Below are 13,357 nucleotides of genomic sequence, written 5' to 3'. Positions count from 1 at the left end.
AATAATAATAATCTTTTATTTATAAATTGTGAATATTCAGAGAGGAATTTTTAATAGTAATATAGAAACATTAATTATAGGGCTTTGTAGAATTTTGGAGGGTTTTGGAAAATGAATCTAGTATAAAAATAATAGTAATTTCGAATCTATTTATGAGGTGAACAAATAGTGAGTACAATAGAGGCTTTAAAATCAGAAACATTAATGCAAAAAAACAGTTTAGTAGTCAAAGCTACTTTAGTATCTGTCATACTAGCTGCAATTGTTGATATTGCGATGAAAAAAGACCTTGCAGTCATTCTCTCCATTATTATAGGTGGAGGACTAGGCGTCGGAATTATAGCTTTCCTTCATTATACAAACCGCTGGATTCATATCATACCCTATTTGGCTGCTAGCATTGTAGCTGTTGTCATTTTTATCATTATGCAAAACAGTGTATCAGCAACTGCTTATATTTTAGTGTATTTTGTTATTGCTACAACAGCGATTTACATGGATAAGTTTGTACTCTTGCTCGGGTCTTTATTAGGCTTTGGAGTGCTGATACTGTATACCTTTTTTAATCATGATGTCTTACCACTCGAAACCAAAAATTATGTAACCGTTTTTCTTTTACATGGTCTAGTTAGCATATTACTGTATTTTCAGCTTGCAATCTCAAATAATATGTCCAATCAATTAACGAAAATCCAAATGGAAACGGAAAAACTTTTAAAAAGGGACATGGAAATAAAAGAAATATTGAAAGATAATACATTTGTACTCAAAAACATGATGGCAACTGTCAAAGATCGAAGCTTTGAGAACCATACGGCAGTAAACGAAATGTCAACATCCATTACAGAGCTTGCTTCCGGTGTTCAAGTTCAATCTGATACGATTCAAGATATCAATGGTGCGGTTGCTAACACTTCTCAAATGGTAGAAGAACTTATGGAAATATCAAAACAGCTTTTACAAAATTCAGAACAGACAGAAAAAGCCGGATTTACTGGCCAAACATTAGTCGAGACGCTTGAAAGAGAATTAGAAAAATATTATGATTTAACGAATGAAATTGTAAAGCGAACAGAGACCTTAACTTCAGAAGTGAATGAGGCAGTAGGCTATGTTAAAAATATACAACAAATTTCTCAGCAGACAAACCTTTTAGCGCTTAATGCATCAATCGAAGCAGCAAGAGCTGGAGATAGCGGAAAAGGATTTGCTGTCGTAGCGGAAGAAGTAAGAAAACTGGCTGAAATTACAAGCCAAACAGCTGCTTTAATCTCTTCTAACCTTGATTCTGTGCAATCTGAAACCGAGAACAATAATGAGAGTATAGTCAACGCATCTAATCAGATGAAATCAAACTTAACGCTAGCTCATAATTCAAAACTTGCTTTTTCAGAAATATTTAAACACGTCTCCTTGTTGAAGGAGAAAATTCAAGAATCCCATGATCACATTCGCTCAATTGAAGATTCTTCAAAGACGGTAGCTCAATCGGTCAACGAGTTCAGCGCCATCATTGAACAATCAAGCGCCCAGCTTCAAGAATTGGCTTCAAATACCCAAGCTCAAGCCCATCAAAATTCTTTATTGTTTGCTTCCGTTGAAAAAGCAAATTCGTCATTGGAGAAAATAGTAGACATATATAGTCAAGATGACAGAGGTTAATTTTTTCTAGTAATAGGTATCAGGAAGGGGGGTCCAATAAGTCGATTTTCGGCTTTTGGATACCCCATTTTGAAGAAAAAATAACTTGATTTGGTTGATTCTAATTAAAAAGGCTCTTTTCAAATAGATTGTTGTTTTTAGACTTTAAAGATTGCCCGTTGATTGCAGCGAGAGGCACTTGCTTTCCGTGGGGAAGGATGTCACTCCTCGGCGGACCGCCTGTGGGGTCTCCCACTTTCCTCTTTTTCCCGCAGAACATTGATAAGCTTCCTCGAATAAACACCGCACGAAGGAAATGCGAATGTATTTTCTAGGAGTAAAGTACCCTCCGCTACAATCAACTCAGAGATTTAAAGTTAATTTACACTAAAAAACAACAAAATTTACGAAAACACCAATAAAAAAATACAAAACTGGATTTTTCCTACTAAAAAAAGGAACGTCGTGTTTTAGACGCTCCTTTAAAGCAGGTGCTTTCCGTTTTTCTATTTCTTCGGTTGGAATTCTACCACTACGTTTTGCATCCCGTTGATTTCTTTTCCAACTAATTGAATGATATCATTGGCTGCAGAAGCAGAAGGCTTATCCGCTTTTACCGTTACACGAACGTCATGTCCATCAGCTCTAACCAGTGCTGCATCATATCCCATTGAAACAATTAATGTTTCCAAAATACCTTCTTTTGTATTAAGTTCTGTTAATTGTTTAATCTTTTCATGGGCTTCATTACGTTGCTCTGCCGAAAGCTCCGTGTTGGCCATCATCACTGTTAATTCTTCCATCAGCTTGTTTCTATCATCTGTAATTTCCATTCTTAAAGCCTCGAACATTTCATCGTTTGCAGGTGTGACAACCGCTTTTGCTTGACCACTGTCTTCTTTTGCTTTGGACGCCTGATCGGTTTCTTTCTTATTATCTTCTTTTTGCTCTGTTGCTGCCATATTCGTTGCAGGTTGCTCAGGTGTTGTTACATAATATACGGACAATACCACAACTAAACTTAACATTGTCAATAACCAAACTGTTTGTTTTTTCAATAACATTCCTATTCCCCCTTATTTTTTTGGCATAACTGCCACTCGATGACTCGGAATATCCAAAGCTCTGGTAACTGCTTCCACAATCCATTTTTTCACTTGGATATTATCAGCACCTTTTGCGACCACTAACACACCTCGGATAGATGGCTTCTTTGTTTCTTGTATGATCGGCACTTCTTTTTCCCCATTGCGAATGATTACTAGCTTCTCGTCCTTTGAAGAGTCCTCGACAATTCTTTTGCCACCTTCTCTGTCCGTTTCATCTGTTATTTGTTTTTGTGTTACATAGTTTTTCTCGTATATTTTCCTTTCAGAAGCATCTACATTAACGACAACCGTTACATCCTCTACACCCGCAATGGATTCTAACGCTTCCTTGATTTGGTTTTCATAGTTTTTTTCATAATCAACGATGGATTGGTCCGTGCTATCGTTTCGCCTTCCAAATGCTTCTACATCCTTCGACTCTTCCTTTTCATTAAATACAGGGAGAGCTTGTTCGGTTGAAAGACCTTGATCGGAGGAAATGAAGTTACTGGCCAACATGATGGCTATACCAAGAATGAGCACAACTTGCACATATAAAAAAATCGATTTTTTTTCTTTTGGACTCTCTTCTTCACTCTTCTTCCGTTTACTGAAGAGCGCTTGAAACCAGTCAAAAGGCCCTTTACTATCTTTCAATCTCCTCTGCCCCTCCTTTCTCTCCCTCAATCACGATTCTCTCTTCCGTGATCCCCCATTTCGATGCCAAATAGCTTCGAATTTTCTTCCATTCTTCCTTTTCCTCATGAGGAGAGTTTGTACTAATTTCGACTCGAGAAACCGTTTCGATCGCTCTAGAAGCATCACTCTTTGAAGGAGCTACCTCGATGGATACACTACTTAAATCTTGTGGCAATTGTGGTTGTTCCGATTGCTTTAACTGAATGTCTATGTTTTTGATTTCCATTTTATATTGCTCCATCAACTCCTCTTCCACTTCTGCCCTAAGTTGGACAGCCATCTGTTCTAAAATATATGCATGTTGTGCAGCTTGTATTTCCTTTTTCTTTAATTCTGTTGAATTTTCGAGTGAAAATTTTTCTGCCTGCTCTGATTCTGTTGCCGTTGTGATTAGCTTTTCAAAATCTGTTGATAGCAGCTTAAAGATCGGAGTTATAATAATCGCGATTAACAACAGCCCTATCACCATTTTGGCGTATTTTTGCATCGAAGAGTTTGGAAGGAGCATTTCAACGACGATTGCCAGTAGAATAAATAAAATAATATTCGTAATCCAGGTTGTTAAAAAGTCCATCATTCCTCCCCCCTATCTAACCATGAGCGTTACATTACCTGCTGCAATGATGACCGTAATACTTAAAAAAAACATGATTGACACGATGGCTAGCGCCGCAAAAATATACATCATGCTCTTTGAGATAATGTCCAGGCATTTTATAACTGGCCCTCCGCCAATCGGTTGTAAAAGTGCTGCAGATAATTTATATACAAAAGCTACAACTAAAATTTTGATAGCTGGGAAGATCGTGATTAATAAAAGAATAATGACTCCCGCCATACCTACCGTGTTTTTCAAAAGTACAGATGCGTTCATGACAGTATCGGTAGCATCCGAAAACATTTTTCCAATCACTGGAACGAAATTCCCTGTCAAAAATTTTGCTGTCCGGATCGTGACACCATCAGCAACAGCAGATGTGGCTCCCTGCACCGATATGACAGCCAAAAACACTGTCATAAAAATCCCTAACAAGCCAATACTCCAATTTCTTAATAGCTGTGCCAGCTGGGTGACTTTATAATTTTCTGAAAGAGTGCTCACAATGCTTAATAGAGCCGCAAGAAATAATAGTGGCAAAACAACTTTGCTGACTAAAAGGCCGCTTGTGTTCATTAAAAAAAGCAATACCGGATGGAAAAAAGCTGCTGAAACGATACCTCCTGAAGCAGCAATTAATGCCAGGAGCATCGGAATAAGTGAAAGAATAAAAGAAATCATGAAATCAATCGTTTCTTTTGTATAACCGATCGCAACATGGAAACTGTTTAATGCAATGATGATTAGCACCATGAACACGATGGCATAGGCAACTTTACTGATGGAGCTTTTTTCAAAGGAATTTTGCAAGGATTGAAGGAACATGCTGAATATGGTGAGTAATAGTAAGGTTCCTAGCAGTTTACCATTCACCAGTAATTCATGAAAAATAAATTTTGTTATTCCTTTAAACCATTGTGAAAAGGAAAACTGCTTCTCCCCACTTACAAAATCATAAAAACTCCCTTTTTGGCTTTCAGGTAAAAAACCTCCGTAATCTGTTACAATTTGGTCCCAAAAGGATTTAAGCTCGTCGACTCCAAGCTTTTCTATTTGAGACTGCACCATACTATCCTGTAAATTCGGACTTGCGTTTTGCTCTGATTGAGAATTTCCATCCACTCCGTTGCTGTTCGGTGAAGCATATCCTGTAGAAGCAGTCCATAATACAAACATACTAGCTATTAAAATGTAGAGCGTCAATTGCTTCATTTCTCACCTCAACAACCTTCCTTCTTAGCTTGGAATCATATTTAAAATGGTTTCAATAATCACCGTGAGTATGGGTATAGCCATCGCTAGAATGAGGATTTTTCCAGCAAGCTCAATTTTGGATGATAAGGCTCCTTGGCCTGCATCTTTCGTTATTTGAGCTGCAAACTCAGCAATATAGGCAATGCCGATAATTTTTAAAATGGTTTCTAAATAAACCATATTGACATTTGCTTGTCTTGCAATGTTTTGAAGCATGGTAATAATTTCGTAAATTTGATCTACTAAAAATAAAAAAATCAAACATCCTACAAACACAACGAGTAAGAACGCAAAGTTCGGTTTTTGCTCTTTCACTAATAGGGCAAGAAAGGTAGCAATGAGCGATATACCAACAATTTTTATGATTTCAATAGTCAATCCCTCCCTTAGCCTTGAAACAAAAAGACCGACTTGATCTTTTGGAACAAGTCATCCATTACGTTTGCAACCATAAAAAGAATGTAAATAAATCCAAATAATGTAACCCATTGCGCGTATTCTTTTTTATTGATTTGTTCAAGCAAGGTATTAATGAATGCAATAATGATTCCGATTCCAGCGATTTTAAAAATTAATCCTACCTCTATGCCCATCCTTACTCCTCCTATTTTTCATTAAGCAAGTATAATAATTAACAGCAACCCAGCAAGAAAACCTAAGCTTTTAACCATTTTTTCATATTTTCCTTGTCTTTCGAGTGCATCCTGTTCTTCCCTCTCTAGATGTGCAATCGCCAGCAAAATATGCTTTTGCTGGTGGTAACGATCATATTGTCCGAGTGTTTCCCCAAATTGAGACAGTATTTCATATTCGGTTTGCTTCAATGCAAGCCATTTCCAAACTTCATGTAAGCTTTCATCCCAAGCCGTTTTGACATTGATATCTGTTCGATTAAGTTTTTTGCCAAATGATTCAAAAAACCAGTTAATCGGCTTCGGCATTTGCTTGGCCAGTTTGAAAGAAGCCTCTCTTAATGGGGTATGTCCGAACATGATTTCAGCCTCGAGTGACTGAAGAGCAACCTTTAGCTGACGCAGCTGTCTCGGTCTTTGACTTAAATGTTTCGAAGCTTCAAACCCACTCCATGTTGTGGCAATGAGAATAAATACTGCCCCCAGTAGTTTCATCATTTATGTCACATCCATTTCTACCATTAAGTTATTACCCATATGATCAAATACAGTGGATATTAGCCCTGATGTTTCTTCCCTTCTCAACTCAATAAATCGTTCAAAGATCTTTAAATCTAAGATCTTTTTGATTGTAGGTCGGCTTTTTATTTCTTCAAGGCTTGCTCCATGAGTAGTTATCATAAGTTTTATTCCTGCGTTTGCAGCTTCCAGCACTGAATCAGCATCTTCTTCACGTCCAATTTCATCAGCAATCAATACGTCTGGTGACATAGAACGTATAAGCATCATCATGCCTTCTGCTTTTGGGCATCCATCTAAAACGTCCACTCTGTGTCCAAATTGAAGTTGTGGAACCCCCTTTACACAGCCTGCAATTTCAGAGCGCTCGTCCACAATTCCGACTTTTCGCGGTGGAATATCAAGTTTTTCATATCCAGTAGAAACAACTCTAGCTAAATCCCGTAGAAGAGTGGTTTTACCAGTTTGCGGCGGTCCTATGATCATCGTGTGACGCCAATGATTCGTATATAAATAGGGTAAAATGTGATGGGCAACACCAATTTTTTCCCTTGCAATCCGAATATTAAAAGAAGATATTTCCCTGATCGCTTTCACACGCCCATTCTCCAATATAACTTTCCCTGCAAGCCCAACCCGATGACCACCTTGAATGGTGATATATCCTCTTTTCAATTCCTCATCTAATGTATAAAACGAAAACTGACTTAAATTATTGATTAGTTGTAAGGCATCTTCTTCACTTACATACACAGATAAAAAAATAGGCTGCCCTGAAACGGAAACTTCAATAGGTTTTCCGATACGAATTCTAATCTCTTCTATGTTGCTTCGGATATCCGTAGGAAGAATATCAAAAGGCAGAGACAATTTGCGTGGTAAAAAGCGTAAAACGGAATCCATACTGGTTCCTCCTATAGCCTGTCTTTCAATATTTAAATGTATGGCTTGTCACGAAAGAATATGACAGAAACGAATAGAAGGTATGAACGGATCGTACTGCAGATCTAAAAAGGTAAATATTCAGAAAACGGAATGGAAATACAAGATTCAAAACCGAGGCTCATAGCAGAAGATTTAATGAAACAATTAGCAGTTATAAAAGGATGCAAATAAAAATGTGACAACATTGTTCAACTTGAATCGATTGTGACAGGAATATAAAAAAAGGACCGGAAAAAATCCGATCCTTCTTTCATTATGCACGTGATACGTAAGTACCGTCTGTTGTATTGATAATTAATTTGTCTCCTGTATTGACAAAGAAAGGAACTTGTACCACTAGTCCCGTTTCTAATGTTGCAGGCTTGGAACCACCAGAAGCTGTATCTCCTTTAATACCAGGCTCCGTGTCTGTCACTTCAAGTACAACCGTGTTTGGAAGCTCGACACCAATCGTCTCACCTTGGAACATCATAATATAAACTTCCATGTTTTCTTTTAAGAATTTCAATTCGCGTTCGATTTGTGCAGAAGAAAGCTCGATTTGCTCATAGGTTTCGTTATCCATAAAAACATGGTTGTCACCACTAGCATATAAATATTGCATTTTGCGGTTTTCAATGTGTGCTTTGCTAACTTTTTCACCAGCACGGAATGTTTTTTCTTGGATAGCGCCTGTTCTTAAGTTACGTAGCTTTGAACGAACGAAAGCGGCTCCTTTACCTGGCTTAACGTGTTGGAATTCGATCACTTGCCAAATTCCATTGTCCACCTCAATGGTTAGACCTGTACGAAAATCATTTACAGAAATCATGTCTTTTCCTCCTAAAGCTTTTACAAAATGATAAGTTCCTTTGGTGAATGAGTAAGAGATTCGTTGCCCTCTGCCGTTACAATCGTATCATCTTCTATACGGACACCACCAACCCCAGGCAAATAGATGCCAGGCTCAACCGTTACAATCATACCTGGTTCTAATACAGTATCAGATTTATAGGAAAGAGCTGGACCTTCATGAACCTCTAATCCAATACCGTGACCAGTGGAATGCCCAAAGTATGAACCGTACCCTTTTTCCTCAATGTATTTACGAGTTAAAGCATCCGCTTCTTTTCCAGTCATTCCAGCTTTAATTCCAGCCATCCCGCGAAGCTGAGCTTCCAATACGATGTTATATATTTTTTTTAATTCATCGCTCGGTTCACCAACAGCAATCGTACGAGTGATGTCTGAAACATATCCGTTGAAATAAGCACCATAGTCCATGGTTACAAAATCACCTTTTTCAATGACTTTGTCACTCGCAACACCGTGTGGAAGAGCTGAACGATATCCTGAAGCGACGATAATATCAAATGAAGACGAGGTTGCTCCCTGTTTTCTCATAAAAAACTCAAGCTCATTAGAAACTTCAAGCTCTGTTAAGCCCGGTTTGATAAATTCGAGAATGTGCTTAAATGCTGCATCGGCAATTTGGGCAGCTTCCTTTAATATCTTAATCTCTGAATTAGTCTTAATCAAGCGTAAATTCTCTATTAGACCGGATAACGGAACGAATTCACCCTCAAATACCTTCTCGTAGCTCTTATATGCCGCAAATGAGAGATGATCTTGCTCAAATCCAAGTTTTTGTACTCTCATTTGCTTAGCCTGCTTTGCTACTTCTTCTTGGATTGTGCCAACATGTTGGATGATTTCATACCCTTCACATTGCTTTTGGGCTTGTTCTACATATCGGAAATCCGTAATAAATTTCGCCTCAGATTTAGAAATAAGTACAACTCCCGCAGAGCCCGTAAAACCTGTCATATATCGTCGATTGTATGTATTTGTTATTAATAGTGCATCTACATTAACCTTTTCAAGTGAAGCACGCAGTCTCTCTAGCTTTTCCATTATCCTTTCCCCTTTTCCATTCTATCAATTGCTTGAAGTGCAAGCTCGTATCCGTGAAAACCTAAACCTACGATTTGCCCTTTTGTCACAGGTGCGGTAACTGAGTGATGACGAAACGTTTCTCGTGCATGAACATTTGAGATATGAACTTCAATCACAGGGACCGAAATACTAGCTATTGCATCACGAAGCGCATAGCTATAATGCGTAAATGCCCCTGGGTTTAAGATGATCCCGCAAAATCCTTCATCTTCGCACCGATGGAGCTCATCAATCAATTCTCCCTCGTGATTGCTTTGAAAACAAGCGACTTCATACCCTAAAAGATTTCCTGCTGACTTGATTTTTTCTTCTAAATCCAAAAGTGTTTCAGTACCGTATAAATGTGGTTCCCTTTTTCCTAATCGATTTAGGTTAGGACCATTCAACAGCATGATTTTTTTCATAGCCATCACCATATAAGAATTTTTTTTATAAAACTAATATGAACATTCTATCATATTCCGAAAAATTCTTACTACTTTTTTAGGCGATTCTTATGATTGTGCTTCAGCGTTTTGATTCCCCTCTTCCTGCTTATTTGTCTGATTTTGTTCTTTCCGTTCACTTTCTTCATAGGAAATACTGTAACCGACAAAAACACCATACAATATGTATAAGCAAACAGTCGTTATAATAGTATTCCTATCAAGTTCTTTAAATGGTTTTATTTCTGAAAAAATGGGATTTAAAGCAAACATGACAATTGCCCACAATGCTAATCCAAAAAGGATTCCTGCAAAAATTCCATTCACCTTTCTAAGCGTCAGGTAATATACTAATGCTACAATAATAGAAAGTACACTCAAAAGCAGGATACTAATTAATGCACCGGTCCAGCCTTGACGGACATTCTCTGTTGTCCATGTTGACAGAATAACTGTTGGACTAAATTCAGAAAAATTGAAGTAAAATAGAAATAATCCAAATGTACTCCAGATCAATCCTCCAAAAAAACCAATTAATGCAACATTTCCAATAAATGAAATAGGCTTCTCCCTTTGATTTTGTTCCAATTTTTGAGAATCGTTTTCTTCCTTTTGATTTGTCGTTTTATTTTGTTCTGCCAAATTGGACACCTCCTACTATTAAGTATGTCCTTTTTTGAAGGGAATATTTTTCAATTGAAAAGAAATGCTGAAAGCGCTTAAATCTGGACAATACAAAAGCAAATTCATAACTGTGATCGGTTTCATGTAGAGCTTTTCTTAAAATTTCTGTAAAATATTTATATCGACACAGCAGCTTATTTATTTTTTGGTTAGATTTTAAAAGATTCGCATCATTTTTCAATTGTTTCTTAAATATAGTATTCTAATCACGAATTTCGAAAAGCTTGCCGTGAATAACAGCATAGGTTGGTGTAATACATGTCTAAGGAAGTAAAACCAGTATACGGTGGTCAAGCCGTAGTAGAAGGTGTAATGTTTGGAGGAAAAAAACATACCGTTACTGCAATTAGGAGAAAGGATGGGACTATTGAATACTTTGAGCTACCGAGGCAATCATCAAAGGCCATAGCTTCGCTTAAAAAGATTCCTTTTTTAAGGGGGATTATTGCTATTATTGAAGCGAGTGCAAACGGCTCTAAGCACCTGACTTTTTCCACTGAAAGATATGAGGTAGATCCGTCTGAAGACCATGCCATAGAGGAGCAAGAGCCCTCTAAATTGGCTTTAATACTAGGGGTAGCTACAATAGGGATTTTGTCGTTCTTATTTGGAAAATTCGTATTTACATTAATTCCTGTTTTTTTAGCAGAGCTTACACGTCCATTATTTAAAAGCGATCTTGCTCAAATCTTGATTGAAGGTTTGTTCAAGTTGCTCTTATTACTAACATACATATACTTTGTATCTCTGACTCCGATGATTAAGCGGGTTTTTCAGTATCATGGTGCAGAGCACAAGGTTATTAATGCTTTTGAAAACGGTTATGAATTGACTGTTCAAAATGTTCAAGCCGCTTCAAGACTGCATTATCGCTGCGGCAGCAGCTTCATCTTATTTACGGTAATTGTCGGCATATTCGTTTATATGCTGGTGCCAACAGAACCGTTATGGGCACGTGTGTTGAATAGATTAGCCCTCATACCTGTCGTGCTTGGAATTTCCTTTGAGGTCCTGCAGCTTACGAATAAATTAAGAGATTTTCCGGTGCTAAAGTATTTAGGATATCCTGGTCTATGGCTTCAGCTTTTGACAACTAAAGAACCGAGTGATGACCAGGTTGAAGTTGCGATTGCATCGTTTAATAAACTATTGGAAATAGAAAAGGTAGCAGAGGAAGATGTAGAAGCTGAAGAAATTGTGTGAAAAATAGAGACCTTCCAAAGTATGAAAAGCTCTCATTTTGTTTACAATTACAATAAAATGCTCAGGATGCTTTTAAGGAGGTGGCTTTGTTGAATCGTTCATTTTCATATATCTTTTATGGCATTGTAATATTGGGTGTTATTGGTATGGTTAGTAGATTGTTTGCCGACCCCGTCGGAGTTCTTAGGAACTTACTGATCTTTGCTGCTGTAGCGGGAATTATCTTTTTTGCATTCAAACGATTAACAAAGAATCAACCAGGAAAAAGAGATCAAAGAGCTTATGTAAAGGCTGCAAAAGAATCGAAGAAACGGTTCAAGCAGCGTAATCAATCCAAGGCCTCAGGAGATAAAGTGGCAAGCTTTTCTGTAGCTCAAAATGTAAAAAAAAGTAAAAACCGAAAAAATTCGGATATTCATTTAAAGGTAATTGAAGGAAAAAAAGGCAAAAAGAAAAATCGGGCTTAAAACTAAGTCCGATTTTTTATGTTTTCCCCCTTTAATAAAAAGCTCTTGATCAGTACGTCCATCTTCTTAGAAAGGCTTGGGTACTCTTTCGCCCTCTGTCTATAAGCAGCTTCTTTTTTTCATCAGTCAGCTGAAACTCTGTTGCTAATACACCGTTCATTGGTATAAAAACAATATTTCTTTCATGCTTTCTGGAAATATATCTTGAATCATGGGCATCCTTCATCGTTTCAAACAGTGCCGCAAACATTTCAATTGCATTGTCTACTTCCTTTTTTGGCCGCAAATCGTCTTCAGCACTGAGTTTAATTCCAATAACCGGCCTAACCTTTTTTACGTTCTCTTGATCAAAAAGCCACATTGGAAAATTACTTAATACTCCTCCATCAACAATCAGATTTGTATGTTTATGCATTCTTACTTTTACTGGTTCAAAAAAGTATGGAATACTGCAGCTCATCCGGACTGCTTTTGCTATGGAGAACGATTTTGCATCCAGCCCGTACTTTTCCAAATCATCTGGTAGAACCACGAGCTTACCGTTGGTAATATCGGATGCAACTACTCGAAGAGCATCTTTTGGTAAATCACCGAATGTTGTTATTCCTTTTTCAGCAAGCTTACTTGCTATCCAAAACTCAAAAAAATCACCTTTAAATAATCCCATCTTCCAATACAGCATAAGCCATTTGATAATTGGTAGCTTGAATACAGATCGTGAATCTAAAAATGCTTCTATATCTACTTCATTCATGATTTTTTCGATTTCTTTACTGGTGTATCCTGCTGAAATAAATGCTGCGATAAGTGAACCTGCGCTTGTTCCTGCTGTTCTCTTGAAGGAAAAACCATTCTCCTCTAACACTTGATATGCTCCAATCAGCGCAAAACCTTTGATGCCTCCTCCGGAAAAAACGCCATCTATTAACATGAAAGCCCTCCCCTATTTTCCGGTATCTTTTACATATTTAATCGTGAAGGAAGGTTTTTATTACTATTATTAATGGCTGTTGTTCTTTACCTGAGTTGTTTAATCGGCATGAGGATTTTTACATATGAAAGTCTTTCCTTTATAGGCGATTTGCTACTTGTCCTGTCCGAATAACCTTCGTATTCGGACCCCCTTAGGCGATTTGCTACTTGTCCTGTCCAAATAACCTTCGTATTCGGACCCCCTTAGGCGATTTGCTACTTGTCCTGTCCGAATAGCCTTCGTATTCGGACACCTGCAGGTTATTTTTTGCAAGTCCTGTCCGAATACCCCTTT

General features: G+C 37.6%; 16 protein-coding genes. 3 read left to right on the top strand and 13 right to left on the bottom strand.

Annotation, left to right across the window (positions count from 1 at the left end):
* The first annotated feature begins 168 nt into the window (after positions 1–168).
* Complete coding sequence (locus GD441_RS03125; RefSeq protein WP_153123570.1) at positions 169–1,662, top strand: methyl-accepting chemotaxis protein; 1,494 nt, start codon at positions 169–171, stop codon at positions 1,660–1,662.
* 485 nt (positions 1,663–2,147) lie between these two features.
* Here GD441_RS03125 and GD441_RS03120 read toward each other — a convergent pair whose 3' ends face one another.
* The 12 genes from GD441_RS03120 to GD441_RS03065 all read right to left on the bottom strand — a co-directional run bounded on the left by GD441_RS03120 (position 2,148) and on the right by GD441_RS03065 (position 10,378).
* Positions 2,148–2,705: a SpoIIIAH-like family protein gene (locus GD441_RS03120; RefSeq protein WP_153123568.1), complete on the bottom strand. Its 558-nt coding sequence runs from the start codon at positions 2,703–2,705 to the stop codon at positions 2,148–2,150.
* A 12-nt stretch (positions 2,706–2,717) separates the two neighbouring features.
* A complete protein-coding gene (spoIIIAG, locus tag GD441_RS03115; protein WP_153123566.1) occupies positions 2,718–3,386 on the bottom strand; it encodes a stage III sporulation protein AG in 669 nt (222 codons plus the stop codon).
* Positions 3,376–4,002, bottom strand: coding sequence for a stage III sporulation protein AF (gene spoIIIAF, locus GD441_RS03110; RefSeq protein WP_153123564.1), 627 nt, complete (start codon positions 4,000–4,002; stop codon positions 3,376–3,378). Before spoIIIAF ends, spoIIIAG begins: the two co-directional genes overlap by 11 nt.
* 12 nt (positions 4,003–4,014) lie before the next feature.
* Entirely contained in the window at positions 4,015–5,238 is a 1,224-nt protein-coding gene (spoIIIAE, locus tag GD441_RS03105) for a stage III sporulation protein AE (protein ID WP_153123562.1), read from the bottom strand.
* Positions 5,239–5,262: 24 nt separating this feature from the next.
* Positions 5,263–5,658, bottom strand: a complete 396-nt coding sequence (gene spoIIIAD, locus GD441_RS03100) for a stage III sporulation protein AD (protein WP_153123560.1) — start codon at positions 5,656–5,658, stop codon at positions 5,263–5,265.
* An 8-nt stretch (positions 5,659–5,666) separates the two neighbouring features.
* Positions 5,667–5,873: a stage III sporulation protein AC gene (gene spoIIIAC / locus GD441_RS03095; RefSeq protein ID WP_153123558.1), complete on the bottom strand. Its 207-nt coding sequence runs from the start codon at positions 5,871–5,873 to the stop codon at positions 5,667–5,669.
* Between the two features lie 21 nt (positions 5,874–5,894).
* On the bottom strand, positions 5,895–6,410 hold the full coding sequence (spoIIIAB, locus tag GD441_RS03090; RefSeq protein WP_153123556.1) for a stage III sporulation protein SpoIIIAB: 516 nt from the start codon (positions 6,408–6,410) through the stop codon (positions 5,895–5,897).
* Entirely contained in the window at positions 6,411–7,334 is a 924-nt protein-coding gene (gene spoIIIAA / locus GD441_RS03085) for a stage III sporulation protein AA (protein ID WP_153123555.1), read from the bottom strand.
* A 295-nt stretch (positions 7,335–7,629) separates the two neighbouring features.
* The gene (efp, locus tag GD441_RS03080) at positions 7,630–8,187 is read right to left on the bottom strand and encodes an elongation factor P (protein WP_153123553.1); all 558 of its coding nucleotides are present in this window, start codon (positions 8,185–8,187) and stop codon (positions 7,630–7,632) included.
* Positions 8,188–8,207: 20 nt separating this feature from the next.
* Positions 8,208–9,269: a M24 family metallopeptidase gene (locus GD441_RS03075; RefSeq protein WP_153123551.1), complete on the bottom strand. Its 1,062-nt coding sequence runs from the start codon at positions 9,267–9,269 to the stop codon at positions 8,208–8,210.
* Positions 9,269–9,715: a type II 3-dehydroquinate dehydratase gene (aroQ, locus tag GD441_RS03070; protein WP_153123550.1), complete on the bottom strand. Its 447-nt coding sequence runs from the start codon at positions 9,713–9,715 to the stop codon at positions 9,269–9,271. Before aroQ ends, GD441_RS03075 begins: the two co-directional genes overlap by 1 nt.
* A 90-nt stretch (positions 9,716–9,805) precedes the next feature.
* Positions 9,806–10,378, bottom strand: a complete 573-nt coding sequence (locus GD441_RS03065; protein WP_153123548.1) for a YqhR family membrane protein — start codon at positions 10,376–10,378, stop codon at positions 9,806–9,808.
* A gap of 300 nt (positions 10,379–10,678) precedes the next feature.
* On the opposite strand from GD441_RS03065, the gene GD441_RS03060 reads away from it, so the two are divergent.
* Positions 10,679–11,623 (top strand): DUF1385 domain-containing protein, encoded by a 945-nt coding sequence (locus GD441_RS03060; RefSeq protein WP_153123546.1) that lies wholly within the window; start codon positions 10,679–10,681, stop codon positions 11,621–11,623.
* A gap of 89 nt (positions 11,624–11,712) precedes the next feature.
* A complete protein-coding gene (locus tag GD441_RS03055; RefSeq protein ID WP_153123544.1) occupies positions 11,713–12,090 on the top strand; it encodes an SA1362 family protein in 378 nt (125 codons plus the stop codon).
* Positions 12,091–12,139: 49 nt separating this feature from the next.
* On the opposite strand, the gene GD441_RS03050 is transcribed toward GD441_RS03055, so the two are convergent.
* A complete protein-coding gene (locus GD441_RS03050) occupies positions 12,140–13,021 on the bottom strand; it encodes a patatin-like phospholipase family protein (protein ID WP_153123542.1) in 882 nt (293 codons plus the stop codon).
* Positions 13,022–13,357 lie beyond the last annotated feature (336 nt).

The organism is Peribacillus tepidiphilus, from assembly GCF_009466385.1.
GTDB lineage: Bacteria > Bacillota > Bacilli > Bacillales > DSM-1321 > Bacillus_BN > Bacillus_BN tepidiphilus.
This window is presented reverse-complemented; position numbering and strand designations above follow the sequence as displayed.